Consider the following 24,627-nt stretch of genomic DNA (forward strand, 5'->3'; position numbering starts at 1 on the left):
CCCCAAAGGTTTAAAAACGAATGAATGCTCTAGCCCGCCGCGCTGCAGGCCTGCTGCTCAGCACAGTTTGTCTGCCCCTCTCGGCCCTGGCCGCCGATCCACAACCCACTCACGAATTCACCCTCGATAACGGCCTGAAGGTCGTCGTGCGCGAAGACCATCGCGCGCCGGTGGTGGTTTCCCAGGTCTGGTACAAGGTCGGCTCCAGCTACGAGACCCCGGGTCAGACCGGGTTGTCCCACGCTCTGGAACACATGATGTTCAAGGGCAGCGAGAAAGTCGGCCCTGGCGAAGCCTCGCTGATCCTGCGCGACCTCGGCGCCGAAGAGAACGCGTTCACCAGCGATGACTTCACGGCGTATTACCAGGTACTGGCCCGCGACCGTCTGGGCGTGGCCTTCGAGCTGGAAGCCGATCGCATGGCCAGCCTGCGTCTGCCGGCCGACGAGTTCGCCCGCGAGATCGAAGTCATAAAAGAAGAACGTCGCCTGCGCACTGACGACAAGCCAATGTCCAAGGCCTACGAACGCTTTAAGGCCATGGCTTACCCGGGCAGCGGTTACCACACGCCGACCATCGGCTGGATGGCGGACCTGGACCGGATGAAAGTCGAAGAGCTGCGCCACTGGTACGAATCCTGGTACGTGCCGAACAACGCCACATTGGTGGTCGTAGGCGACGTGACCCCGGACGAGGTCAAAACCCTGGCCCAGCGCTATTTCGGCCCAATCGCCAAACGTGATGTGCCATCGGCGAAAATCCCGCTGGAACTGGCCGAACCCGGCGAACGGCAGATCACCCTGCATGTGAAGACTCAATTGCCGAGCCTGATGCTGGGTTTCAACGTGCCAAGCATTGCCACCGCTGAAGACAAACGCTCGGTCAACGCCTTGCGCCTGATCTCCGCCCTGCTCGACGGCGGCTACAGCGGACGTATCCCGACACAACTGGAGCGCGGCGAAGAGCTGGTGTCCGGCGGTTCGTCGAGTTACGACGCCTATACCCGTGGCGACAGCCTGTTCACCTTGTCCGCAACACCCAATACACAGAAAAAGAAAACCATGGCCCAGGCCGAAGCCGGCCTGTGGAGGCTGCTCGAACAGCTGAAAACCACCGCGCCGTCCGCTGAAGAACTGGAACGAGTGCGGGCACAGGTCATCGCTGGCCTGGTCTACGAGCGTGACTCGATCACCAGCCAGGCCACTGCCATAGGCCAACTGGAAACTGTCGGCCTGTCGTGGAAGCTGATGGACACCGAACTCGCCGAACTGGAAAGCGTGACCCCGGAAGACATCCAGAAAGCCGCCAAGCTGTATTTCACCCGCGAACGTCTCAGCGTCGCCCATGTATTGCCGGAGGAGACGACTCATGAGTGAGCGTAAAAAACCGCGCCTGGCCCTGATGGGCCTGATCGCTGTCGCATTGATCGGGTCTGCCGCGTTTTACTTTTCAAAGACCGACGATTCCAAGGCCAGCGAAGCCCTCGACAAGGCCAAGTCCAGCCAGAAGCTTCAATCGCTGGCTGAACTCGACGGCAAGGCGCCAAGCCACCGCGCGCTGGACGTGCAGACCTGGAAAACCGCCGAGGGCGCCAAGGTGCTGTTCGTTGAAGCCCGGGAACTGCCGATGTTCGACATGCGCCTGATCTTCGCCGCCGGCAGCAGCCAGGACGGCGACGCACCTGGCCTCTCCGTACTGACCAACGCCATGCTCAATGAAGGTGTGGCCGGCAAAGATGTCGGCGCCATCGCTCAGGGCTTCGAAGGCCTGGGCGCAGACTTTAGCAACGGCGCGTTCAAGGACATGGCCCTTGCATCCCTGCGCAGCCTCAGCGCCGCGGACAAACGCGAACCGGCCCTGAAATTGTTCTCCGAAGTCGTCGGCAAACCGACCTTCCCGGCCGATTCCTTTGCGCGCATCAAGAACCAGATGCTCGCCGGTTTCGAGTACCAGAAGCAGAACCCCGGCAAACTCGCGAGCCTGGAGCTGATGAACCGTCTGTACGGCGATCACCCGTACGCGCACTCCAGCGACGGCACGGCGAAAACCGTTCCAGCGATCACACTGGCTCAGCTGAAGGCGTTCCATGAGAAGGCCTACGCGGCTGGCAACGTGGTGATTGCGCTGGTGGGCGACCTGTCTCGTGCCGAGGCGGAGGCGATTGCTGCGCAAGTCTCCAGTGCGCTGCCAAAAGGCCCGGAGCTGGCGAAAATCCCGCAACCGGAAGAGCCGAAAGCCAGCATCGGTCACATCGAGTTTCCGTCCAAGCAGACCAACCTGATGCTCGCGCAATTGGGCATCGACCGTGACGACCCGGACTACGCGGCCCTGTCCTTGGGTAACCAGATTCTTGGCGGCGGTGGCTTCGGCACGCGATTGATGAGCGAAGTGCGCGAGAAGCGCGGCCTGACGTATGGCGTGTATTCGGGTTTCACCCCGATGCAGGCGCGCGGCCCGTTCATGATCAACCTGCAAACCCGCGCCGAAATGAGCGAAGGCACGCTGAAACTGGTGCAGGACGTGCTCGCCGACTACCTTAAAACCGGCCCGACCCAGAAAGAACTCGACGACGCCAAGCGTGAACTGGCCGGCAGCTTCCCGCTGTCCACCGCCAGCAACGCCGATATCGTCGGCCAACTCGGCGCCATGGGTTTCTACAACCTGCCGCTGAGTTACCTGGATGACTTCATGCGCGAGTCCCAGAGCCTGACGGTCGAACAGGTCAAAACCGCACTGAACAAACACTTGAGCACGGATAAAATGGTCATCGTCAGCGCTGGCCCGACCGTGCCGCAAAAGCCGTTACCGGCCCCAACTGATAAACCTGCCGAGCAACCGCTCGGGGTTCCGGAGCATTAATGGCCACTCGTCCTAAAAAACCCGTTCACAACGTGCACAACGGCGTGAACCAACTCCGCATCATCGGCGGTGAATGGGGCAGCCGGAAGCTGAGCTTCCCGGATGCACCGGGCCTGCGTCCGACCCCGGACCGAGTGCGTGAAACCCTGTTCAACTGGCTCGCACCGTATGTTGCGGGTGCCAAGGTGCTCGATCCGTTCGCTGGCAGCGGCGCGTTGTTCCTCGAAGCCTTGTCCCGCGGCGCAGCCATGGGTCAGGCGCTGGACGCCAGCAACATCGCGGTCGCCAGCATCAAGGAACATCTGGGCACGCTGCGCTGCACCACCGGCCAGATTCAGACCGCCGATGCCCTGCGCTACCTGGAAACCCAGACAGCGACCGCTTACGACCTGGTGTTCCTCGACCCTCCCTTCAACCAGAACCTGTTGCCGGGCGTTTGCGCATTGCTTGAAGAGCGTCAGTGGCTGGCCGACGAAGCCTGGATCTACACTGAAAGCGAGAATGCGCCATCGAGCCTTGGCTTACCAGGCAACTGGCGCCTGCACCGGGAGCAGAAATCCGGGCGGGTGTATTACGCGTTGTGGCAACGTATGGCAGAGATTGCCGGTTAATCAACCGGCCTGAAAAAGGTGCGCGCCTCAAGCGAGGCTCGCACCGCTGCATCGAGAACCATCGTGTCCCATCCGACAGAACGTTTCACCCCCGCCTTCGGCCTCGGCAACCCGCACTTGCAAACCTTGTGGGGGCCGCTGTGGCGCAAAACCACGCACATCGAACGCCAGCGCGAACGCTTGTGGCTTGAGGATGGCGACTTTCTCGATCTCGACTGGCACGGCCCCCACAGCGCCGATGCGCCACTGGTGCTGGTGTTGCACGGCCTGACCGGTTCTTCAAACTCGCCTTACGTGGCCGGGGTGCAGAAAGCACTGGGCGCCCAAGGCTGGGCCAGCGTCGCACTGAACTGGCGCGGCTGTTCGGGCGAGCCGAATCTGTTGCCGCGCAGTTACCATTCCGGCGCCAGTGAAGACCTGGCCGAAACCATCAAGCACCTGAAGGCCCAACGACCGCTCGCGCCGTTGTATGCCGTCGGCTATTCCATGGGCGGCAATGTGCTGCTCAAACATTTGGGCGAATCCGGCAGCAACAGTGGCGTGGCCGGTGCGGTGGCGGTGTCGGTGCCGTTTCGCCTCGATCAATGCGCCGACCGTATCGGCCAGGGTTTCTCGAAGGTCTATCAGGCGCATTTCATGCGGGAGATGGTGGCCTACATCAAGAACAAACAACGCAAGTTCCAGCATGACGGACACGAGGATGGACTGGCGGCATTGGCCGCGCTGGGCTCGCTGGAGAACATGCGCACGTTCTGGGATTTCGATGGCCGGGTCACCGCCCCGCTGAACGGTTTTGCCGATGCCGAGGATTACTATCGCCGCGCTTCGAGTCGCTATTTCCTTGGCGAGATTCGTACGCCGACCCTGATCATTCAAGCGGCCGATGACCCGTTTGTCTTTCCTCACAGCCTGCCGCAAGCCGACGAATTGTCTGCCTGCACTCAATTCGAGTTACAGGCCAAGGGGGGGCATGTCGGCTTCGTCGATGGTTCGTTCAAACAACCGGGTTACTACCTGGAACGCCGCATCCCGCAATGGCTGACCTCCATGGGCCGTCAGTAAGGCCATGGACGTCGATCAGGGCGAGTCGATCCGATTCTGGCAAACAGCGCCGTTGGCCGGCGTCGAGTTATTGTCCGCACGCTACATCGAACACCGTTTCGCGCCCCATGTGCATGACGGTTACGTGATCGGCATGATCATGGCCGGCGCCCAGCGTTATCGCTATCGCGGTGCCGAACACCTGGCCGGGAGCGGCACGCTGGTGCTGATCAATCCAGACGAACTGCACACCGGCCATAAAGGCACGGAGGATGGATGGTTGTATCGGGCGTTTTATCCGGACAGCGGGCAGATTCTGTCGCTACTCGATGAACTGGAACTGCCGACCAACAACTTGCCGGCGTTTGGCGCGACGCTGTATCGCGATCCGGACCTGGTAAAGGGTTTCTGCCAACTGCACCGTCTACTGGAAAGTCCGTCCACTGCCCTGCAACAACAAACGGTCTGGCGGGAAATGATGCTGTTGCTGCTGCAACGGCACGCGGCCGTGCCGATTGCAGGCAAGCCGGGCAAGGAACATCGGGCGGTGACACTGGCCAAGGATCTGCTGCAGGCACAATTGGCGACGCCGCCTTCGCTGGAAGAACTGGCAGCGGCGGTCAACCTTTCGCCCTTCCACTTCGCCCGCGTGTTCCGCCGCACCACGGGCATGCCGCCGCACAACTGGCTGATGCAGCAGCGCATCGCCCGGGCGCGAGCGCTGTTACAGAACGGTTGTTTGCCGCTGGAAGTGGCGACGCAGCTGGGGTTTGCTGACCAGAGTCATCTGAGTCGGCAGTTCAAGCAGGTTTACGGCGTCGGGCCGAGCGCGTATCGAAGTGCGCGGCAATCGTTCAGAAAATGAACATTACTGTAGGAGTGAGCCTGCTCGCGATAGCGGTGGGTCAGTCGACATCGATACTGACAGACACTCCGCTATCGCGAGCAGGCTCACTCCTACAGGGGGGTTGGGGTTATTCGCCGATGGCGATGCCATGCGCAGGATCGTTGATCCACTCGCTCCATGAACCGGCATACAACGAGCCCAACGGATAACCCGCCAGGCACAGTGCGAACAGGTTGTGACAGGCCGTCACGCCAGAACCGCAGTACGCCACCAGATCGGTCGGCGAACGATCACCGAGCTTCTCGGCAAAACGCTGTTTGAGCTGATCGGCCGGCAGAAAACGCCCGTCGCTGCCCAGGTTGTCGGTAAACGCCGCACATTGCGCGCCGGGAATGTGCCCGGCAATCGGGTCGATCGGCTCTACTTCGCCCTTGAAACGCGGCAAGCCGCGGGCATCGAGCAGGGTCAGCGCGGGCTGGCCGAGACGTTGCTGGAGCTGTTCGGCGCTCAAGATCAGCGCGTTGTCCGGCGACCCCGTGAAGGTGCCACGCTCAATCTGCGGCGCATCCAGACTCAGGGGCAAACCGGCCGCGTGCCAGGCCTTGAGTCCGCCATCCAGGATGAACACGCCGTCACGTTTGCCCAGCCAGGCCAGCAACCACCAGGCCCGCGCCGCGTAAGCACCCGGACCGTCGTCATACAAAACCACATCACTGTCGGCGTTAATGCCCCAGGCTTGCAGACGTTCGATCAAGTCTTCAGGTTCAGGCAACGGATGGCGCCCGGTCACACCCTTGATCACTGTCCCGCTCAAATCACGCTCAAGATCGGCGAAGCTCGACTCGGCAATATGCCCTTCGGCATAACTGCGCTGACCGTAATCCGGGTCTTCGAGGGCAAAACGACAATCCAGAATCACCAGCCCCGGCTGCTCCTTTTTCAGGTCCAACGCTTGCGGGCTGATCAGTTGCGCAATGGGCATAACGGGCCCCTGTGATTAGGCGATGTTTGATCCTACTGCACTTTTTATCCCACTTCCTCCAGCGCTTGGGCCAGCGGCACGTAAAACTCCTCGAACAGCGCATTCACCTCATCGCGAGACTGATCCGTGACAAAACCGGCCTCCAGCACCAGCACCTGATACACCCCACGTTTAATGGCCTGTTCGCTCAGGTGATTGGAGTTTTCACGTGTGGTGCAGAGAAAACGCACCCAGGACGTCAGGATGATCCAGGCATTGAGCGTCAGGGATTCGATCTGAATCTTGTCCATTTGCAGGATGCCGGCCTCGACGAAGCCCGCGTAGATGTGCGTGCCATGGATCAGACAGCGTTGGGAAAAGCGCCGATAACGGGCGGCCAGCTCCGGATCACTGTCGAGCAGGTGCTCCAGATCGCGGTGCAAAAACCGGTAGCGCCACATGGCGGCCAGCAACTCCTGAAGGTAGAAGCGCTTGTCTTCGACCGTGGCGGCACGCCCCTGGGGCGGGCGCAGGAAGCTGTCCACCAGGCTTTCGTACTCACTGAACAGCACGGCGATGATCGCCTGCTTGTTGGGGAAGTGGTAGTACAGATTGCCCGGGGAAATTTCCATATGGGCAGCAATGTGGTTGGTGCTGATGCTGCGCTCACCCTGCTGATTGAACAGCTCCAGGCTGTTCTGCACGATGCGCTCGCTGGTTTTGATCCGAGGGGCCATGGCTTGGGCTTTAATTCAAAGTGCGTTGACCGGCATCTTACGACCTAACTGCGAGTGGATAAAACAAAGCTGCGCCAGGATGTCATTTGACTTTCTAGAGCATGGACTCTAAAAAGTCACTCATTACAATAAATCCGGAGCCGACCATGACTGCTGACATCGCCTACTTGCAGAACCTGCAGCAGCCCCTCGAAGAGCTCCAGACCCTGTTCGACGCCCAACGCGCGGCGTATGCCGCCAACCCGATGCCACCCGCCGGCCAGCGCCAGCAATGGCTAAAAGCCCTGCGCGATCTGTTGAGCAATGAGCGTCAGGCATTGATCGATGCCATCAGCCAGGATTTCAGCCATCGCAGCGCCGATGAAACCCTGCTCGCCGAACTGATGCCCAGCCTGCACGGCATTCACTACGCCAGTCAGCACCTCAAAGGCTGGATGAAGGCGTCGAAGCGCAAGGTCGGGATCGCCTTTCAACCCGCGGCGGCCAAAGTCGTTTATCAACCGTTGGGTGTGGTCGGGGTGATCGTGCCGTGGAACTACCCGCTGTATCTGGCCATCGGGCCATTGGTAGGCGCGTTGTCGGCAGGCAATCGGGTGATGCTCAAGCTCAGCGAATCGACTCCCGCCACCGGTTTGTTGCTCAAGGAGCTGCTGGGCCGAATTTTCCCGCAAGACCTGGTCTGCGTGGTGCTGGGCGAAGCCGATATCGGTGTGGCGTTCTCCAGATTGCGGTTCGATCACCTGCTGTTCACTGGCGCCACCAGCATCGGCAAACACGTGATGCGTGCGGCGGCCGAAAACCTGACCCCGGTGACCCTCGAACTCGGCGGCAAATCCCCGGCCATCGTGTCCCGCGACGTGCCGCTCAAGGACGCTGCCGAACGCATCGCCTTCGGCAAGACGCTCAACGCCGGACAGACCTGCGTGGCCCCGGACTATGTGCTGGTGCCGGAAGATCGCGTAGGCGCTTTCGTCGAAGCCTATCGTCAGGCAGTTCGCGGGTTTTATCCGACCTTGACCGACAACCCGGACTACACCGCGATCATCAATGACCGGCAATTGGCGCGCCTCAATGGCTACATCAGCGACGCCACCAGCAAGGGCGCGCTGCTAATTCCACTGTTCGACAAGGGCCAGGGGCGCCGCATGAGTCACAGTCTGCTGCTCAACGTCAGCAACGACATGATGGTGATGCAGGACGAAATCTTCGGTCCGCTGTTGCCGATCGTTCCCTACAAGGATCTGGATCAGGCCTTTGCCTACATCAATGAACGACCTCGCCCGCTGGCCCTGTATTACTTCGGCTACGACAAGCGTGAGCAACACCGTGTACTTCACGAAACCCATTCCGGCGGCGTGTGCCTGAACGACACCCTGCTGCACGTCGCTCAGGACGACATGCCATTCGGCGGGATCGGCGCCTCGGGCATGGGCCATTACCACGGCCACGAAGGTTTTCTGACCTTCAGCAAAGCCAAAGGTGTGCTGATCAAACAGCGGTTCAATGCGGCGAAATTGATCTACCCGCCGTACGGCAAATCCATTCAGAAGCTGATTCAGAAGCTGTTTATCCGCTAACGATCATCCCCTTCGGGTAATAACAATAATGAGCCCAAGCCTGTCCGATACCCCCGCGCTGTCACGGCGCGGCCTGCTTAAATTCAGCCTGGGTGCCAGCGCTTTTCTCGCCACCGCCGGTTTGGGAGCGAGCCTCAGCGGCTGCTCATCGAGCATTCCGGCCAGCGGTTTCGCGATTCTGCGCAACGGTGACTTGCTGTTTTTGCGGGCACTGATTCCGGTGATGCTCGACGGCGCGGTGGCCGTCGAAAAAACACCGGCGGCTGTCAGTGAAACCCTGCACTGCCTGGATAACGGCCTGAATCATCTGTCGCCGGAAATGCTCAAGCTGACCCGGCAGTTATTCGATGTGCTGGGAATGGCCGTGACTCGCGGGCCACTGACCGGGATCTGGGGCAGCTGGGAAAACGCCAGTGCCGACGAGATCCGGCACTTTCTCGATCGCTGGGAAAACAGCTCGTTAAGCCTGCTGCGCATGGGCCATAGCTCGCTGCTGCAACTGGTGATGATGGCGTGGTACAGCCGGGCGGAGTCGTGGGCGCATTGCGGGTATCCCGGGCCGCCTACCGTTTGAGATCGGCCCGCCCACACCTCCAATAATAAAAAGAGAACCTGAAGATGCCCGTACCCGATCCGTTCCGCGAAGGCCTGGCCCGTGGCTGGAAAACCTATAACGGTTCACAACTGACCCAGGACCTGACCCTCGAAGCGGACGTGGCGATTATCGGCAGCGGTGCGGGCGGCGGCACCACCGCCGAAATCCTCAGCGCCGCGGGCTACAAGGTATTGCTGATCGAGGAAGGCCCGCTCAAGACCAGCAGCGACTTCAAGATGCTTGAAGACCAGGCCTACACCAGCCTCTATCAGGAAGGTATCGGCCGCATGAGCAAGGACGGCGCGATCACCATCCTTCAGGGCCGGGCGGTGGGCGGGACCACGCTGATCAATTGGACCTCAAGCTTTCGCACGCCGGACCCGACCCTCGACCACTGGGCCAAGGAACACGACGTCAAAGGCCACACGCCAGCCGAGATGGTGCCGTGGTTCGAGAAAATGGAACAACGCCTGGGCGTCGCCCCCTGGATGATCCCGCCCAACGCCAACAACGACGTGATCCGCAAAGGCTGCGAAAAACTCGGCTACGCCTGGCATGTGATCCCGCGAAACGTGCGTGGCTGCTGGAACCTTGGCTACTGCGGCATGGGTTGCCCGACCAACGCCAAGCAATCGATGCTGGTCACGACCATACCGGCGACTCTGGAAAAAGGTGGGGAGTTGCTCTATCTGGCTCGCGCCGAAAAGCTCTTGATCAGCGGCGACAAGGTCACGGGCTTGCATTGTGTAGCGATGGACGACCGCTGCGTCGCGCCTACCGGACACACGATCACGGTCAAGGCGCGGCATTACGTGCTGGCCGGTGGCGGGATCAACAGTCCGGCGCTGCTCATACGCTCCGAGGCGCCGGACCCACACAAACGGCTGGGTAAACGGACTTTTCTACACCTGGTGAACATGTCGGCAGGGCTGTTCGACGAAGTGATCAACCCGTTTTATGGCGCGCCACAGTCGATCTATTCCGACCATTTTCAATGGCAGGACGGCACCACCGGAAAAATGTCTTACAAACTCGAAGTGCCACCGCTGCACCCGGCACTGGCCACGACTTTGCTCGGCGGTTTCGGCAAGGAAAACGCCCAACACATGGAAAACCTGCCCCACACCCACGCCATGCTGGCGTTGCTGCGGGACGGTTTTCACCCGGACAGCCCCGGTGGCAGCGTCGAATTACGCGGTGACGGCACGCCGGTGCTCGACTATCAGGTTTCCCCCTATGCCTGGGACGGATTGCGGCGGGCGTTCCACAGCATGGCCGAGATCCAGTTCGCGGGCGGCGCCAGTGCAGTAATGCCAATGCACGCCGACGCTCGTTATGTGAAAACCCTCGCCGAAGCGCGCACGCTGATCGACGGCCTGAGCCTTGAGCTGTATCGCACACGGCTGGGCAGCGCCCATGTGATGGGCGGTTGTGCCATGGGGGAAGACCCGAAAAACGCCGTGACCGACAGCCTCGGCCGGCATCATCAGTTAGGCAATCTGTCGATTCATGACGGCTCGCTGTTCCCCACCAGCATTGGCGCAAACCCGCAATTGTCGGTCTACGGGCTGACGGCGCAGCTGGCAACTTCTTTGGCCGAACGTTTGAAAAACCCATGAAAATGGAGAATATTCCAATGGCCGATAGTGCTTTCTTACCCAAAAGGCGACTTGGCCGACCGGGAAGGCTGCGATACCATCCGACTCCCCAACGGACTCCCGCCAGGACGACGCGATGAACCGAGTGTTGTACCCAGGTACCTTCGACCCTATTACCAAGGGCCATGGCGATCTGGTCGAACGCGCCTCGCGCCTGTTCGATCATGTGATCATCGCCGTCGCCGCCAGCCCGAAGAAAAACCCGTTGTTTCCCCTGGAACAGCGTGTGGCGCTGGCCCGCGAGGTCACTAAACATCTGCCCAACGTTGAAGTCGTCGGCTTCTCGACGTTGCTGGCGCATTTCGCCAAAGAGAAGAACGCCAACGTGTTCCTGCGTGGTTTGCGTGCGGTATCGGACTTCGAATACGAATTCCAGCTGGCCAACATGAACCGTCAGCTGGCACCGGATGTGGAAAGTCTGTTCCTTACCCCGTCCGAGCGTTATTCGTACATTTCCTCGACGCTGGTCCGTGAAATCGCAGCCCTGGGCGGCGATATCACCAAGTTCGTCCACCCTGTGGTGGCGGACGCCCTGAACGAGCGCTTCAAGAAGTAACAACCGCTCAAGCGGCGCCCGCGTGCACTGCGGGCGCCAATGCGGCACAATTGTGCGCATTGGTTTATTGCGCCCGGGCCTTCCGCCCTGGCTGGAGTTAGCATGTCCCTGATCATCACCGACGATTGCATCAACTGCGACGTCTGCGAACCCGAGTGTCCGAACGCCGCCATCTCCCAGGGCGAAGAGATCTACGTGATCGACCCGAACCTGTGCACCCAGTGCGTCGGCCACTACGACGAACCTCAGTGCCAGCAAGTGTGCCCGGTGGATTGCATTCCGCTGGACGAGGCGCACCCGGAGACTGAAGAGCAGTTGATGGAGAAGTACCGGAAGCTTACCGGCAAGGCTTGATTCGGTTGGCGCCCGTGAGGGCGCCTTCGCGGGCGAAGGTCACTCCCGCTGCTCAAACCCTTCTCCGATACACCCCAGGCACCGCACGAACGCTGCTTTCGCCGGGTCGACCACCAACGCCTGCCCCGCATCGCCGACGCCGCCCCCCAACGCGGTAAACGGCAGCGACACCACAAACGCCCCTGCACCGAGCACGGTCGCCACGACCAGCAAAGGTCGGGCAATCAGCAAATCGCCGAGCATGGCGTACGCCGGGGGGTTCTGGATGGTGTAGCGCGGGTCACCGCTGGCCGTGTTTGCTGCCAGCGCTGGCGCACCGACGGTCAGCAGCAAAACGACGACAACGGTTCGAAACAGGTTCATGGCACGGTCCTTGGGTTAGGCAGTCAGAACACTGACTATAGACCCTGGGCGTTTCAGCTCTGACAACGCGGGCAAAAGACGCTGGCGCGCTGCCCGAGCTTCACTTCTCGCAACTCCGTGCCGCAGACCTTGCAGGGCGCACCGCCACGGCCGTACACGAACAGTTCCTGCTGGAAATAACCCGGCTGACCGTCACCGCCGATAAAGTCGCGCAATGTGGTACCGCCGCGCTCGATAGCGGCCGCCAGGATGCGTTTGATCTCGATCGCCAGTTTCAGATAACGCGCCCGAGAGATGCTTTTGGCCTCACGACGCGGGTCGATACCGGCGGCGAACAACGCTTCGGTGGCGTAGATATTGCCCACGCCGACCACCACCGCGTTGTCCATGATGAACGGTTTGACCGCCATGGATCGCCCGCGGGACTGCTGGAACAAGCGCTCGCCGTCGAACAGGTCGGTCAACGGCTCCGGCCCCAGGCGAATCAACAATTCATGGTTAAGTGGGTCAAGGCTCCAGAGCATCGCACCAAACCGTCGCGGGTCGGTGTAACGCAGGGCCAGGCCGGATTCCAGCTCGATGTCCACATGCTCATGCTTGGCCACCGGCGTGCCGATTTCCACCAGACGCAGATTTCCCGACATCCCCAAATGGCTGATCAGCGTGCCGACTTCGGCATTGATCAGCAGGTACTTCGCGCGTCGTTCCACCAACACGATGCGCTGGCCAGACAGCCGCACATCCAGGTCTTCGGGAATGGGCCAGCGCAAGCGCCGCTCACGCACGATCACCCGGCTGACGCGCTGGCCTTCCAGGTGCGGCGCAATCCCGCGGCGGGTGGTTTCGACTTCAGGCAGTTCCGGCATGGTGCTCTCGAATCAGGCGGTGCAACGCTCAGCGATGAGCGCCAAGGTCACGAATCGTTTGTTTGAGGGTCTCGAAGTCATAGTCCGAGACACCGACATAATCGAGAACCAGCGGTGCAATGCTGTCCCACTCGTGGTCATCACGCTGGTTGCCCAGCACCCGGAAAGACGCACAAATGTGCTCGGCCATCTTCAGGATCGCCAGCAGGTTTTTCAGCTGGCTGTTGCGCGACGACTCATCGCTGAAGATCGCCAACGCATTGTGGTGATTGGCGATGGCGGCAGTCACATGCTCCGGCAGGCGCCAGGATTTGGCGGTGTAATAACCCACCACCGCGTGGTTGGTATTGAACACCCGATTCTCGGTGTCCACCACCCGACATTCGGCGCTGGCACTGGCGTAGGCCTCTTCCAGAACGGTCATGTAGTTGGGGAAGCGCTGGAGCATCAACGGCACGCCGCAGTCATGGAACAGGCCCAACGCGTACGCTTCATCGCCGGCCTGGACGCCAATGCGCTTGGCCAGGGTCAGGCAGGTCATCGCCACGTCCTGAGCGGTATCCCAGAAACGATTCAAGGTAACGATGGTGTCGTCATTCATCTGGCCTTTGATCGACTGCGCGTTGATCAGGTTGATGACCGAGCGGCTGCCCAGCAGGTTCACCGCACGCTGAATCGAGGCGATCTTGTTGCTCAAGCCGTAATACGGCGAGTTGACGATTTTCAACAAGGCGCCAGAGAGGCCCGGGTCCTGGGAGATCAGCTTCGCGATCACCTCCAGATCCGGATCGGGCATGTACTGTTCCATCTGCAAATCCACCATGATCTGCGGCTGGGCCGGCACGCTGATGCCTTGCAGGGACTGTTGAATCTGTTCGGTAGTCAGCTCTGGGGACATAAGTACACACTCTGGGACAGGCGGCGATTCTAACCCTTATAAAGTTGGATCCGACACCCTGGCCAATCCATCGCCTGAAGTTTCATCAAATGCCCGAGCCTGCCGCACCGCATGTCCATCCGCCAAACCGTGGCCTTGCGCAACACGCTATACTCCCGCTCTTTTTTCCGGAGCGACGTCATGTCCCTGCCTAGCCTGCGCCTCAAAGCCAACGCCGACCGTCGCCTGCGGAACGGCCACTTGTGGGTCTATAGCAACGAAATCGATGTAGCCGCCACGCCTTTGCACGGTTTCAAGGCCGGCGACCAGGCGATCCTCGAAGCAGCCAGCGGCAAGCCGCTGGGCATCGTCGCCATGAGCCCGAACAACCTGATCTGCGCCCGCCTCTTGTCGCGCGACATCAAGTTGCCGCTGGACAAGTCGCTGCTGGTGCATCGCCTGAACGTCGCGCTGTCCCTGCGCGATCGCCTGTTCGACAAGCCGTTCTATCGGCTGGTCTACGGCGATTCCGACCTGCTGCCAGGTCTGGTAGTCGACCGTTTCGGCGACATCCTGGTGGTACAGATCGCTTCGGCCACCATGGAAGCCCATAAAGAAGACGTGATCGCCGCGCTGACCCAAGTGATCAAGCCTAGCGGCATTCTGTTCAAGAACGACTCCGCCGCCCGTGATGCCGAAGGCCTCAACCGCTACGTCGAAACCGTGTTCGGCCTGGTGCCGGAGTGGGTTGCGCTGGAAGAGAACGGCGTGAAATTCGAAGCACCGGTTATCCAGGGCCAGAAAACCGGGTGGTTCTACGACCACCGCATGAACCGCGCACGCCTGGCACCTTATGCCAAAGGCAAACGCGTGCTGGACCTGTACAGCTACATCGGTGGCTGGGGCGTGCAAGCGGCTGCTTTCGGCGCCAGTGAAGTGTTCTGCGTCGACGCATCGGCCTTCGCCCTCGACGGCGTCGAGCGCAACGCCGCGCTGAATGGCTTCGCCGACAAGATGACCTGCATTGAAGGTGACGTGTTCGAAGCCCTGAAAGAGCTGAAAGCCAGCGAAGAGCGCTTCGACGTGATCGTTGCCGATCCTCCGGCGTTCATCAAACGCAAGAAAGACATGAAAAACGGTGAAGGCGCCTACCGTCGCCTGAACGAGCAAGCCATGCGCCTGCTCAGCAAGGACGGCATCCTGGTCAGCGCTTCGTGCTCGATGCACCTGCCGGAAGACGATCTGCAGAACATCCTGCTGACCAGCGCCCGTCACCTGGACCGCAACATCCAGATGCTGGAGCGCGGCGGTCAGGGCCCGGATCACCCGGTTCACCCGGCCATCGCCGAAACCCGCTACATCAAGAGCATCACCTGCCGTCTGCTGCCAAACAGCTGATTACGCCGGTTTGACGGGGAGCCAGCCGGCTCCCCGTTCTGTTTTCTGTTATTCAATTCTCCAACTTCCTACTCCAGCGGTCTTAATGACTTGCAGGACGTTTCGCTATGTCTTTTATTTTAGCGGACAGAACTTACAAAAATTCATCCAACCCTCAGATCGATCCGACAAAATTACTGGAACATTCCTACCCAATCTCCCCTTGATAAGAACTCATTACAAACTATGATTAAGTCGTCACAAAGGAGTGACACTCACTATCAATTACAAGGAGTTCAAAACATGAAAGCAATTACTCTGGAAACCAACAAAATCGCTAACCTGGCTTTTCTGGTTGCACCAAAAGCCCGCTAAGTAAATGAAACGCTGGGGAGTGCCGGCTACCCAGCGTTTTCTATGGCAAAGACCAGAGTGAGTCGCCAACCATGCAGATAAATCCTTATATATTCATACTTCCTCGCTCGCCCGACCAAATAGTCTGGGATTACAAGAACCACAAACAATTTGAATTGAATCTTGAATATTCAACCCGTCTGGCACACCTTATCGACAACCCTGAAAAGTTTGATGACAACAATATAATAGACACGCAACTACTAAACGCAGGAATACTCACAACTTCAATACACGACACCCTTGAATGGGGTTGGGATGAACTGTCGAAGATATTTCATATCGGCACCAAGAACATTCCTTGTGACTATATCCCCCAAGATATTAATGAATGGTCGAGACACTATCTGGACCATTGCACCGAAGTACTGGCCACTCCTGCCCCGGAGGCCAGACTCACAGAACGCCCGACAAGCGAGCGGATTGCCCTGCCCCAACCTTCCGGTCTGCCGCAAAGCGCACTTGCAAAGACCTTGATCGACCGAAAGACCTGTCGCTCCTACACGGGTGAAGGGGTTTCTCTCGACGATGTGGGCACTCTTTTGTATTTGTCCCTTGGCTATCTGCGAGAGCGCGACAACGACATCGACGAAACCATCGCCGAAGGTCTCGGCGCCCGGCGCAGCAGTCCATCCGGTGGCGGGCTGAATGCCTGCGAAGGTTTTCTTCATGTTCAGAACGTCAGCGGCCTGAATCCCGGGCTCTACGCCTACCACCCCAATGAACATGCGTTGAGCTTCGTCAATCCGCTGCCCGACTCGCCCTTGGGCCAGTTGTTGTGTGGACAGCATTTCATCAACAACCTGCCAGTCGGCCTGTTCATCACCGCTCGCTTCGACAAACTGTGGTGGAAATATGAACACTCGCGGGCCTACCGAATGGCGTACGTCGAGGCAGGCCATATTTCCCAGACCTTTCAACTGGTGGCCACCGCACTTGGGTTAAGCACCTGGCTGACCGGTGCGTTGGCGGACGATCAGGTCGAAACGTTGCTGGGGATCGAGGACAGCGCCGAACAAGCGTTGTTTTTTGTGGGCTGCGGCCAGAGTGACGGGCAAGTGATGTGCAAGGAATTGAAAGCGCTGCTAAGCAGCCGAGACTCCCAACAATGACCGGGCCCCGCACAGACGAGCTGTCACTGCCCGACGCCTGGGCCCAGCGCTTCACCCTCGGTGACTGGAACACCCGAGCCTCGGTACGAACCAGCGAGCACACCTATCAATTGCCATCAGATCTGGAACGGCAACTGGAAACACGACACTGGTTCCCGCCGGCCTTCCTGCCCTATCTGAATCACCCGAAAATCAAAGCAGCCGGCAGTGCGATCACCCATCGATTATCAGCCAACCATCTGGTGTATTTCCTCGACTACACCACCCGGCTCGAACATCGGATCGTCAACCGCTCCGTGGAAACCATTGTCCACGATGAGCTCGGTGCATCTATCCCCCGACGGATGAAAGCGGCCGCCCTCCAGCTCTATACCGATGAGGGTTTTCACGCGCTGTTCTCCAATAGTCTCGCCGAGCAAATAGCCGACCTCTACGGCATGACCCAACGCCCGGTGATGCCGCACCGCATTACCCGACTGAACGCCCTGCTTGACCACGCACCTGACAGGCATAAGGCATTGGCCTGGTTTCTCGTTGGCTTCGTGTCCGAAACCATCATCGCCAGGGAACTGCTCGAGGTTTGCCGCAACGAGCTGGTGTCCAGCGTCCAGGAAATGCTCAGGGACCACCTCACCGACGAGGCCCGACACAGTCGTTACTTTTGCGAAGTGTTCCATTATCTGTGGCTGACCCTGAACAGCAGCCAACGCACGTTCGCCGCGAAGCTGCTGGTGGACATCCTCCTGATTTTCTTTGAGGTCGATGAGCGATGGCTGAAGGAAAGCCTGAACAGCGTGGGCTTCAGGGAGAATTGCATCGCAGAAATCCTCAGTGCCCTGACCGGCCCGCAAGCCTGCCTTCAGCGCGCCCGATCAGGTGCAGGCGCGACGCTACAGGCAATGGAAAAGGCAGGTTTTTTCGACCTGCCTTTTAACCAGCAGCTCTTCGCACAGGCAGGACTTGTCGATGAATGAAAGAAAATCTGCGGTCAGTGCCAAACACCGCCGCTCTGCGATCACCCTGTTAATGACCATGGTGATGCTCGGGGTCTTCCCACTGGATGTTCTGCTGCCATCGTTCCCGGCGCTGGCCGAACACTTCCGGACCACGCCAGGCGACATCGCGTTTTCCATCAGCCTGTTTGCCATCGGCATCGCCCTTTCCCAACTACTGGTCGGGCCGCTCTCGGATGTCATCGGGCGCAAAAGTCTGCTGCTGGCGGGAATGGCGGTCTCGATTGTCGGTGCGACGGGTTGCGTGCTGTCCACCGACTACGCCTGGTTCCTGATGTTCCGGGTGGTGCAGGCCATCGGCTGCGGTTGCTTCGTACTTTCACAGGCGCTGGTCCAGGACCTGTTCGACGGCAAGGAACGGGATCAGTTGCGGATTCTGATGGTCACCGCCAGCGGGATCTTCATTTCCGTCTCGCCACTGGCGGGCACCCTGTTGCAACAGGCACTGGACTGGCCCGCAAGCTTCATTGTCTTTATTGCCCTCGCCGCCGCCGTGTTCCTCAAGGCCTGCTTCTTTCTTGAAAACCGGCACACCGCCACAACCCCGCGCCGAAGCATTCTTCAGTCCTACCGGCGCGTCTGTCGCGATGCGGGTTTCCTCGGCTATTGGCTGATCGCCGCAATCGCCTTCACCTGCCACTTTTCCTTCATTGTCATCTCGCCCCTGATCTTCATGGAGCAGTTGCAGCTGTCGGCCTACGAGTTTTCCCTGACACTGCTGCTGTATGGCGTGGCCTACATCATCGGCGGTATTGTCGCTCGAGTCCTCGCTGGGCGAATCGACCCCAATACACAGATCATCGTCGGTCTTAGCCTGATCTTTATTTCGGGACTGGTGATGCTCTTACTCTCAAACCTGCTGGGGCTTTCTACCCTGACGGTGCTGATCCCGATGATTATTTGCACCGCCGGCACAACCATCGCTCGCCCTATCGCCACCTCGAAGGCGATGGAGGTTTTTCCGGACATGGCCGGCACCTCGGCGTCGGCCGGGAACACGTTGGTCTTCATCTTCGGCGGGCTGATCAGCGCCCTGATCAATCTGAGTGGAGCTCATCTGCAAACGACTCTCGCACTGAGTTTCCTCGCCTTGAGCACCGTCGGCGTTTCCTTCAATGCACTGATCACACGTCGGCAGCTCGCGCTGAATAGCGGGTGATTCCTGCCGATCGTCATCCCACACGCCCCGTCAACGCTGGATCACCCTCTTCCAGCATTCCCTCCTGACGCCAGCCGTGTAGAATCGCGACATTCATCGCCAGTCATCCCCCGGCGGGTTTATGAGCTCAAGCTGAAGCGCGCGGCGATCCCGCAAAGTTATCGGCAACTTCCGGACACACGGCCATTTCTGAGTGTTCCAGACGTCAATAGAAGCTCACTTCCCTTTTGATACCTGATTAGCCGCCCGGAGTGCTTCATGCCTGATTACCGCTCGAAAACATCCACCCATGGCCGCAACATGGCCGGCGCCCGCGCACTGTGGCGCGCAACGGGGATGAAAGATGACGACTTCAAAAAGCCGATCATCGCCATTTCCAACTCCTTCACCCAGTTCGTACCGGGCCACGTCCACCTCAAGGACCTGGGCCAACTGGTCGCCCGCGAAATCGAACGCGCCGGCGGTGTAGCCAAAGAATTCAACACCATTGCCGTGGATGACGGCATCGCCATGGGCCACGACGGCATGCTGTATTCGCTGCCGAGCCGCGAGATCATCGCCGACTCCGTCGAATACATGGTCAACGCCCACTGCGCCGACGCCATCGTCTGCATCTCCAACTGCGACAAGATCACCCCAGGCATGCTGATGGCTGCCCTGCGCCTGAACATCCCGGTGATCTTCGTTTCCGGCGGCCCGATGGAAGCCGGCAAGACCAAACTGGCCAGCCACGGTCTCGACCTCGTCGACGCCATGGTGATCGCCGCCGACTCCAGCGCTTCTGACGAGAAAGTCGCTGAGTACGAGCGCAGTGCCTGCCCGACCTGCGGTTCGTGCTCCGGCATGTTCACCGCCAACTCGATGAACTGCCTGGTTGAAGCACTGGGCCTGGCATTGCCGGGCAACGGTTCAACCCTCGCCACCCACAGCGACCGCGAACAGCTGTTCCTGCAGGCCGGCCGCACCATCGTCGAGCTGTGCAAGCGTTACTACAACGACAACGATGAATCTGTATTGCCGCGCAACATCGCCAACTTCAAGGCGTTCGAAAACGCCATGACGCTGGACATCGCCATGGGCGGATCCACCAACACCATCCTGCACTTGCTGGCCGCGGCCCAGGAAGCCGAGATCGATTTCGACCTGCGCGACATCGACCGTCTCTCCCGTCACGTGCCGCAACTGTGCAAAGTTGCGCCGAACATCCAGAAGTACCACATGGAAGACGTGCACCGTGCCGGCGGGATCTTCAGCATCCTCGGCTCGCTGGCCCGTGGCGGCCTGCTGCACACCGACCTGCCGACCGTGCACAGCAAAACCCTGGCCGAAGGCATCGCCAAGTGGGACATCACCCAGACCGACGACGAAGCGGTGCATCACTTCTTCAAGGCCGGCCCTGCGGGCATCCCGACGCAAACCGCGTTCAGCCAGTCGACCCGTTGGGAAACCCTGGACGACGACCGTGAAAACGGCTGCATCCGTAGCGTCGAACACGCCTACTCGAAAGAAGGCGGCCTGGCCGTTCTCTACGGCAACATCGCGCTGGACGGCTGCGTGGTGAAAACCGCCGGCGTCGACGAGTCGATTCACGTGTTCGAAGGCAACGCGAAGATCTTCGAAAGCCAGGACAGCGCCGTACGCGGCATCCTCGCTGACGAAGTGAAAGCCGGCGACATCGTGATCATTCGTTACGAAGGCCCGAAAGGCGGCCCGGGCATGCAGGAAATGCTGTACCCGACGTCCTACCTGAAATCCAAAGGCCTGGGCAAAGCTTGCGCCCTGCTCACCGATGGTCGCTTCTCCGGCGGCACCTCGGGCCTGTCCATCGGCCACGCTTCCCCGGAAGCGGCGGCGGGCGGCGCGATTGGTCTGGTGCAGGATGGCGACAAAGTGCTGATCGACATTCCGAACCGCTCGATCAACCTGTTGATCAGCGACGAAGAAATGGCCGGCCGTCGTGCCGAGCAGGATCAGAAAGGCTGGAAGCCTGTGGAAAAACGTCCACGCAAGGTGACCACCGCTCTGAAGGCCTATGCCCTGTTGGCGACCAGCGCCGACAAGGGTGCGGTGCGTAACAAGGCGATGCTCGACGGGCTGTGATGCTTAACCGTTGAACAAAAAAATGCCCCGCCAAGTGCGGGGCATTTTTTTGACCAAAATCCTCCAAACACTGGAGATCAACTGTAGGAGCGAGCCTGCTCGCGATAGCGGACTACCAGGCAAAATCTAGGGTGACAGGCACTCCGCTATCGCGAGCAGGCTCACTCCCACACTGGATTTTCGGTGCTTACTGGATTTCTGCCGGCGTCACCACCACCCAGTTCTTGTCAGCCGTAACCTGCAACCCTTCCTTGGCCTGAGCGGCGGCGTGCTTGGCCATCATGCCGTTAATCTGGGTCATGTATTTGTCTTTGCGGTTGACCCACAAGTGGATGCCGCCCTTGGCCACGTCGACGCTGTGGAACAGCATGTAACCGTCGCTGCTTGGGGTGTCGCCGCCCACCAGCACCGGTTTTTTCCACTCATCGATGTAGGTCAGAATTGCCGCTTGCTTACCCGCCATCCAGGTCGCCGGGGTCCACAGGTACGGGGTCAGTTCGAGGCCGAGGTTAGCGTTCTCGTCATACTTGCCCGCGGTGATCTGCTTGCGCGCCGTGGTCAGCTCGCCGGTCTTCGGATCCTTGAGCAACAAGCTCACGCCGATCACGTTCTGCGGTTTGACGTTGTAGCCGTACTTCGGATCGGCAGCGACCATGCGCACCAGTTCTTCGGAGGCAGCGGTCATCACGTAGACCTCGATACCGTTCTCCATCAGCTTGTTGTAGAGCTCTTTCTGGCCAGTGAAGATTTTCGGCGGGTTGACGTCGAGGTTCTTGACCACGTCGCCTTCGTAATACGTCGCCGGCACCGGTTTACCGGACGCCATCAACTCATCGACGTAGCCTTTGAGTTCCTGGAGGGTGAAGCCGGAGAACACTTGGGCGACCCATGGATAGCAGACCATGTCGTCGACTTCGCAGAGGCGATAGTAGTAGCTGAACAGGCTTTCCTTGTGGTCGGCGGTGTCTTTGAACGGCATCAGTTTCAGGGAGGGGTCGAGTTTCTCGCGGGTGATCAGGCCCTTGTTTTCCATGAACGGCAGCAACGACTCTTCGAGGTCGTAGCGGTAACTGGTGTTGTCCATGTCGAACACCGCGTAGTTACCTTTGTTGGCGTTGGCGGCAATCATTGCGTCCAGCGCCTTGGCCTGATCGGCTGGCCAATGCTTCAAATCCGTGGCGAATACCTGGCCGGCAAGGCCTAGGCAGAGTGCTGCGGCCAAAAATTTCGGTGCGAGCTTCATCAACATTTCTCCCTGAGTCAAAGATATCGACGCTAACAAATTAGTGTGACAGTCCTCGTCTGCCTGCGACCGCCCGCGTCCCTTTCGCGTCAGCTGCATCTCCAACAACGACACCCTCTTATTCCAAAAACGACAGTTAACAGACCTTTTTGATATTAAATCATTAGTTTTCAAGCTGTTAGGCTTGCCGGTTCGCAGCTGCCCCGGAAGGTGGCTGGCACAAGTCTCTCTCGGAGTTCACATGAATCTGCCGCTGATCCTCAATCTGCTGGTGTTCCTCGCCCTGCTCTTCGGCTTGGCGCAAACCCGACACACGACGTGGAGCTTAGCTAAAAAAGTCCTGCTCGCATTGGTGCTGGGCGTGGTGTTCGGTGTGGCTTTGCATACCGTTTACGGTGCCGGCAACCCGGTACTGAAAGCCTCGATCGGCTGGTTCGATCTGGTGGGCAACGGTTACGTGCAGTTGCTGCAAATGATCGTGATCCCGCTGGTGTTTGCCTCGATCCTCAGCGCCGTGGCCCGTCTGCACAACGCCTCGTCGCTGGGCAAGATCAGCTTCCTGACCATCGGCACGCTGTTGTTCACCACAGCCATCGCGGCACTGATCGGTATCGGTTTGACCAATCTGTTTGGTCTGACCGCCGAAGGCCTGGTGGCTGGCACTCAAGAAATGGCCCGCCTGCAAACTATCCAGACTGACTACGCGGGCAAGGTCGCTGACCTGAATGTGCCGCAGCTGTTGCTGTCGTTCATTCCGCAAAACCCGTTCGCCGACCTCGCTCGCGCGAAGCCGACCTCGATCATCAGCGTGGTGATTTTTGCTGCGTTCCTTGGGGTCGCGGCGCTGCAACTGCTCAAGGACGATGTCGAGAAAGGTCAGAAAGTGATCAACGCCATCGACACCCTGCAAGCCTGGGTGATGCGTCTGGTGCGTCTGGTGATGAAGCTGACCCCGTATGGCGTATTGGCGCTGATGACCAAAGTGGTCGCCGGCTCCAACCTGCAGGACATCATCAAACTCGGCAGCTTCGTGGTGGTTTCCTACATCGGGCTGGGCCTGATGTTCGTGGTCCATGGCTTGCTGGTGTCGGCCGCCGGGATCAACCCGCTGCGCTTTTTCCGCAAGATCTGGCCGGTGCTGACGTTTGCTTTCACCAGCCGTTCCAGCGCAGCGACTATTCCGCTGAGTATCGAAGCACAGACCAGCCGTTTGGGTATTCCACAATCCATTGCCAGTTTCGCCGCGTCGTTCGGCGCGACCATTGGCCAGAACGGTTGTGCCGGTCTGTACCCGGCGATGTTGGCGGTGATGGTTGCGCCGACCGTGGGCATCAACCCGCTGGACCCGCTGTGGATCGCGACGCTGGTGGCGATTGTGACGCTGAGTTCTGCGGGTGTGGCCGGCGTGGGCGGTGGCGCGACGTTTGCCGCGTTGATCGTGTTGCCGGCGATGGGCTTGCCGGTGTCACTGGTGGCGCTGCTGATTTCGGTTGAGCCGCTGATCGACATGGGCCGTACGGCGTTGAACGTGAGTGGTTCGATTACCGCCGGCGCGATCACCAGCCAGATCATGCAGCAGACGGATAAAGAGTTGCTGGATGCGGATGAGCATGCGGAGTTGGCTCAGGCTTAACCCTAGAACAACCTTGTGGCGAGGGAGCTTGCTCCCGCTGGGTCGCGAAGCGGCCCCAATAAGGCTAACGCGGTCTTTCGGGAAGAACGCAGCGCCGGGTTTCAGGGCTGCTGCGCAGCCCAGCGGGAGCAAGCTCCCTCGCCACAGTTTTTAAGCCTTCTCCCAAACTTCGAAGTTGTACGCTGGCTTGTCGCCTTCCGCCGGATTCGGCACGTTCGACACCAACTTCCACTGGTTCAAATCAAACTCCGGAAACCACGCATCCCCTTCCGGGCTCAGCGCCACGCGCGTCAAATACAGCCGATCAGCCTGCGCCAACCCTTGTGCATACAACTGCGCGCCGCCAATCAGCATCAGCTCATCGACGCCCTGTTCTTTCGCCCATGCTTCGGCCCGAACAACGGCGGCCTCCAGCGACGGATAAACCTCCGCGCCCTCCAACACCAGATCCGCCTGACGGCTGACCACGATGTTCAACCGGCCCGGCAACGGACGACCGAGGGAATCCCAGGTCTTGCGACCCATGATGATCGGCTTGCCCAGGGTGGTGGCCTTGAAGTATTTGAAGTCCCCCGGCAAGTGCCAGGGCATGGTGTTGTCGACGCCGATCACACGGTTTTCACCGAGGGCTGCAATCAGGCTGAGGGGGAGTGATTTAGTCATGCCGGCGAGGA

At 59.7% G+C, this 24,627-nt stretch carries 23 protein-coding genes; 16 read left to right on the top strand and 7 right to left on the bottom strand.

Annotated elements, in window-relative coordinates; translation table 11 throughout:
- Positions 1–20 precede the first annotated feature (20 nt).
- The 5 genes from QF010_RS11590 (at position 21) to QF010_RS11610 (ending at position 5,376) form a co-directional block, all read left to right on the top strand.
- Positions 21–1,376 carry a M16 family metallopeptidase gene (locus tag QF010_RS11590; protein WP_429533159.1) on the top strand — a complete coding sequence of 452 codons (1,356 nt, stop codon included), beginning with the start codon at positions 21–23 and terminating at the stop codon, positions 1,374–1,376.
- Positions 1,369–2,859 carry a M16 family metallopeptidase gene (locus tag QF010_RS11595; protein ID WP_033060497.1) on the top strand — a complete coding sequence of 497 codons (1,491 nt, stop codon included), beginning with the start codon at positions 1,369–1,371 and terminating at the stop codon, positions 2,857–2,859. The genes QF010_RS11590 and QF010_RS11595 overlap by 8 nt, the downstream gene beginning before the upstream one ends.
- The gene (gene rsmD / locus QF010_RS11600; RefSeq protein WP_033060498.1) at positions 2,859–3,470 is read left to right on the top strand and encodes a 16S rRNA (guanine(966)-N(2))-methyltransferase RsmD; all 612 of its coding nucleotides are present in this window, start codon (positions 2,859–2,861) and stop codon (positions 3,468–3,470) included. Before QF010_RS11595 ends, rsmD begins: the two co-directional genes overlap by 1 nt.
- A gap of 63 nt (positions 3,471–3,533) precedes the next feature.
- On the top strand, positions 3,534–4,532 hold the full coding sequence (locus QF010_RS11605; protein WP_429533160.1) for a hydrolase: 999 nt from the start codon (positions 3,534–3,536) through the stop codon (positions 4,530–4,532).
- 4 nt (positions 4,533–4,536) lie between these two features.
- Positions 4,537–5,376 carry an AraC family transcriptional regulator gene (locus QF010_RS11610; RefSeq protein WP_429533161.1) on the top strand — a complete coding sequence of 280 codons (840 nt, stop codon included), beginning with the start codon at positions 4,537–4,539 and terminating at the stop codon, positions 5,374–5,376.
- A 109-nt stretch (positions 5,377–5,485) separates the two neighbouring features.
- Here QF010_RS11610 and QF010_RS11615 read toward each other — a convergent pair whose 3' ends face one another.
- Together QF010_RS11615 and QF010_RS11620 are read right to left on the bottom strand one after the other, a co-directional pair.
- Positions 5,486–6,340, bottom strand: a complete 855-nt coding sequence (locus QF010_RS11615) for a sulfurtransferase (RefSeq protein ID WP_033060503.1) — start codon at positions 6,338–6,340, stop codon at positions 5,486–5,488.
- A 44-nt stretch (positions 6,341–6,384) separates the two neighbouring features.
- Positions 6,385–7,056 (bottom strand): TetR/AcrR family transcriptional regulator, encoded by a 672-nt coding sequence (locus tag QF010_RS11620; protein ID WP_429533162.1) that lies wholly within the window; start codon positions 7,054–7,056, stop codon positions 6,385–6,387.
- Positions 7,057–7,202: 146 nt separating this feature from the next.
- Here QF010_RS11620 and QF010_RS11625 point away from each other — a divergent pair, with 146 nt between their 5' ends.
- The 5 genes from QF010_RS11625 to QF010_RS11645 all read left to right on the top strand — a co-directional run bounded on the left by QF010_RS11625 (position 7,203) and on the right by QF010_RS11645 (position 11,796).
- Entirely contained in the window at positions 7,203–8,633 is a 1,431-nt protein-coding gene (locus QF010_RS11625) for a coniferyl aldehyde dehydrogenase (protein ID WP_033060506.1), read from the top strand.
- A 28-nt stretch (positions 8,634–8,661) separates the two neighbouring features.
- Positions 8,662–9,207 (top strand): twin-arginine translocation pathway signal protein, encoded by a 546-nt coding sequence (locus tag QF010_RS11630; protein WP_429533163.1) that lies wholly within the window; start codon positions 8,662–8,664, stop codon positions 9,205–9,207.
- Positions 9,208–9,251: 44 nt separating this feature from the next.
- The gene (locus QF010_RS11635) at positions 9,252–10,847 is read left to right on the top strand and encodes a GMC family oxidoreductase (protein ID WP_429533164.1); all 1,596 of its coding nucleotides are present in this window, start codon (positions 9,252–9,254) and stop codon (positions 10,845–10,847) included.
- A 115-nt stretch (positions 10,848–10,962) separates the two neighbouring features.
- Positions 10,963–11,442, top strand: coding sequence for a pantetheine-phosphate adenylyltransferase (coaD, locus tag QF010_RS11640; RefSeq protein WP_033060511.1), 480 nt, complete (start codon positions 10,963–10,965; stop codon positions 11,440–11,442).
- Between the two features lie 102 nt (positions 11,443–11,544).
- Positions 11,545–11,796, top strand: a complete 252-nt coding sequence (locus QF010_RS11645; RefSeq protein ID WP_008150569.1) for a YfhL family 4Fe-4S dicluster ferredoxin — start codon at positions 11,545–11,547, stop codon at positions 11,794–11,796.
- Between the two features lie 39 nt (positions 11,797–11,835).
- Here QF010_RS11645 and QF010_RS11650 read toward each other — a convergent pair whose 3' ends face one another.
- From QF010_RS11650 to QF010_RS11660, 3 genes are read right to left on the bottom strand one after another with little or no spacing between them, the layout of a single operon-like run.
- Positions 11,836–12,159 (bottom strand): hypothetical protein, encoded by a 324-nt coding sequence (locus QF010_RS11650; protein WP_033060512.1) that lies wholly within the window; start codon positions 12,157–12,159, stop codon positions 11,836–11,838.
- Between the two features lie 53 nt (positions 12,160–12,212).
- Positions 12,213–13,025: a bifunctional DNA-formamidopyrimidine glycosylase/DNA-(apurinic or apyrimidinic site) lyase gene (gene mutM / locus QF010_RS11655; protein WP_033060513.1), complete on the bottom strand. Its 813-nt coding sequence runs from the start codon at positions 13,023–13,025 to the stop codon at positions 12,213–12,215.
- A 28-nt stretch (positions 13,026–13,053) separates the two neighbouring features.
- Positions 13,054–13,869: an HDOD domain-containing protein gene (locus tag QF010_RS11660; protein ID WP_197281772.1), complete on the bottom strand. Its 816-nt coding sequence runs from the start codon at positions 13,867–13,869 to the stop codon at positions 13,054–13,056.
- A gap of 234 nt (positions 13,870–14,103) precedes the next feature.
- On the opposite strand from QF010_RS11660, the gene QF010_RS11665 reads away from it, so the two are divergent.
- From QF010_RS11665 to ilvD, 5 genes are all read left to right on the top strand, one after another.
- Positions 14,104–15,300: a class I SAM-dependent rRNA methyltransferase gene (locus tag QF010_RS11665; protein WP_033060516.1), complete on the top strand. Its 1,197-nt coding sequence runs from the start codon at positions 14,104–14,106 to the stop codon at positions 15,298–15,300.
- A gap of 425 nt (positions 15,301–15,725) precedes the next feature.
- A complete protein-coding gene (locus QF010_RS11670; RefSeq protein WP_033060518.1) occupies positions 15,726–16,805 on the top strand; it encodes a SagB family peptide dehydrogenase in 1,080 nt (359 codons plus the stop codon).
- Positions 16,802–17,779: a diiron oxygenase gene (locus tag QF010_RS11675; protein ID WP_429513142.1), complete on the top strand. Its 978-nt coding sequence runs from the start codon at positions 16,802–16,804 to the stop codon at positions 17,777–17,779. The genes QF010_RS11670 and QF010_RS11675 overlap by 4 nt, the downstream gene beginning before the upstream one ends.
- A complete protein-coding gene (locus QF010_RS11680) occupies positions 17,772–18,977 on the top strand; it encodes a multidrug effflux MFS transporter (protein ID WP_033060520.1) in 1,206 nt (401 codons plus the stop codon). Before QF010_RS11675 ends, QF010_RS11680 begins: the two co-directional genes overlap by 8 nt.
- A gap of 258 nt (positions 18,978–19,235) precedes the next feature.
- Positions 19,236–21,077 (top strand): dihydroxy-acid dehydratase, encoded by a 1,842-nt coding sequence (ilvD, locus tag QF010_RS11685; protein ID WP_033060521.1) that lies wholly within the window; start codon positions 19,236–19,238, stop codon positions 21,075–21,077.
- A 187-nt stretch (positions 21,078–21,264) separates the two neighbouring features.
- Here the strand turns inward: ilvD and QF010_RS11690 are convergent, their stop codons facing one another.
- Complete coding sequence (locus tag QF010_RS11690) at positions 21,265–22,320, bottom strand: HAD family hydrolase (RefSeq protein WP_033060523.1); 1,056 nt, start codon at positions 22,318–22,320, stop codon at positions 21,265–21,267.
- Between the two features lie 241 nt (positions 22,321–22,561).
- Between QF010_RS11690 and QF010_RS11695 the strand changes: the two genes are divergently transcribed.
- Positions 22,562–23,953, top strand: a complete 1,392-nt coding sequence (locus QF010_RS11695) for an L-cystine transporter (protein ID WP_033060524.1) — start codon at positions 22,562–22,564, stop codon at positions 23,951–23,953.
- 150 nt (positions 23,954–24,103) lie between these two features.
- On the opposite strand, the gene QF010_RS11700 is transcribed toward QF010_RS11695, so the two are convergent.
- Positions 24,104–24,616, bottom strand: a complete 513-nt coding sequence (locus QF010_RS11700; RefSeq protein WP_429533165.1) for a dihydrofolate reductase — start codon at positions 24,614–24,616, stop codon at positions 24,104–24,106.
- Positions 24,617–24,627: the final 11 nt, after the last annotated feature.

It is taken from the genome of Pseudomonas silensiensis, assembly GCF_050434865.1.
GTDB classification, from domain to species: domain Bacteria; phylum Pseudomonadota; class Gammaproteobacteria; order Pseudomonadales; family Pseudomonadaceae; genus Aquipseudomonas; species Aquipseudomonas fluorescens_W.

Bases quoted from the DNA above. Each gene is read 5' to 3' on its own strand.
- QF010_RS11595 (WP_033060497.1), top strand. From the start codon at position 1,369: ATGAGTGAGCGTAAAAAACCGCGCCTGGCCCTGATGGGCCTGATCGCT.
- QF010_RS11625 (WP_033060506.1), top strand. From the start codon at position 7,203: ATGACTGCTGACATCGCCTACTTGCAGAACCTGCAGCAGCCCCTCGAA.
- QF010_RS11610 (WP_429533161.1), top strand. From the start codon at position 4,537: ATGGACGTCGATCAGGGCGAGTCGATCCGATTCTGGCAAACAGCGCCG.
- QF010_RS11590 (WP_429533159.1), top strand. From the start codon at position 21: ATGAATGCTCTAGCCCGCCGCGCTGCAGGCCTGCTGCTCAGCACAGTT.
- QF010_RS11665 (WP_033060516.1), top strand. From the start codon at position 14,104: ATGTCCCTGCCTAGCCTGCGCCTCAAAGCCAACGCCGACCGTCGCCTG.
- QF010_RS11695 (WP_033060524.1), top strand. From the start codon at position 22,562: ATGAATCTGCCGCTGATCCTCAATCTGCTGGTGTTCCTCGCCCTGCTC.
- mutM (WP_033060513.1), bottom strand. From the start codon at position 13,025: ATGCCGGAACTGCCTGAAGTCGAAACCACCCGCCGCGGGATTGCGCCG.
- QF010_RS11680 (WP_033060520.1), top strand. From the start codon at position 17,772: ATGAATGAAAGAAAATCTGCGGTCAGTGCCAAACACCGCCGCTCTGCG.
- QF010_RS11635 (WP_429533164.1), top strand. From the start codon at position 9,252: ATGCCCGTACCCGATCCGTTCCGCGAAGGCCTGGCCCGTGGCTGGAAA.
- QF010_RS11675 (WP_429513142.1), top strand. From the start codon at position 16,802: ATGACCGGGCCCCGCACAGACGAGCTGTCACTGCCCGACGCCTGGGCC.
- QF010_RS11630 (WP_429533163.1), top strand. From the start codon at position 8,662: ATGAGCCCAAGCCTGTCCGATACCCCCGCGCTGTCACGGCGCGGCCTG.
- QF010_RS11620 (WP_429533162.1), bottom strand. From the start codon at position 7,056: ATGGCCCCTCGGATCAAAACCAGCGAGCGCATCGTGCAGAACAGCCTG.
- ilvD (WP_033060521.1), top strand. From the start codon at position 19,236: ATGCCTGATTACCGCTCGAAAACATCCACCCATGGCCGCAACATGGCC.
- QF010_RS11615 (WP_033060503.1), bottom strand. From the start codon at position 6,340: ATGCCCATTGCGCAACTGATCAGCCCGCAAGCGTTGGACCTGAAAAAG.
- QF010_RS11670 (WP_033060518.1), top strand. From the start codon at position 15,726: ATGCAGATAAATCCTTATATATTCATACTTCCTCGCTCGCCCGACCAA.
- QF010_RS11650 (WP_033060512.1), bottom strand. From the start codon at position 12,159: ATGAACCTGTTTCGAACCGTTGTCGTCGTTTTGCTGCTGACCGTCGGT.
- QF010_RS11690 (WP_033060523.1), bottom strand. From the start codon at position 22,320: ATGAAGCTCGCACCGAAATTTTTGGCCGCAGCACTCTGCCTAGGCCTT.
- QF010_RS11700 (WP_429533165.1), bottom strand. From the start codon at position 24,616: ATGACTAAATCACTCCCCCTCAGCCTGATTGCAGCCCTCGGTGAAAAC.
- rsmD (WP_033060498.1), top strand. From the start codon at position 2,859: ATGGCCACTCGTCCTAAAAAACCCGTTCACAACGTGCACAACGGCGTG.
- QF010_RS11645 (WP_008150569.1), top strand. From the start codon at position 11,545: ATGTCCCTGATCATCACCGACGATTGCATCAACTGCGACGTCTGCGAA.
- coaD (WP_033060511.1), top strand. From the start codon at position 10,963: ATGAACCGAGTGTTGTACCCAGGTACCTTCGACCCTATTACCAAGGGC.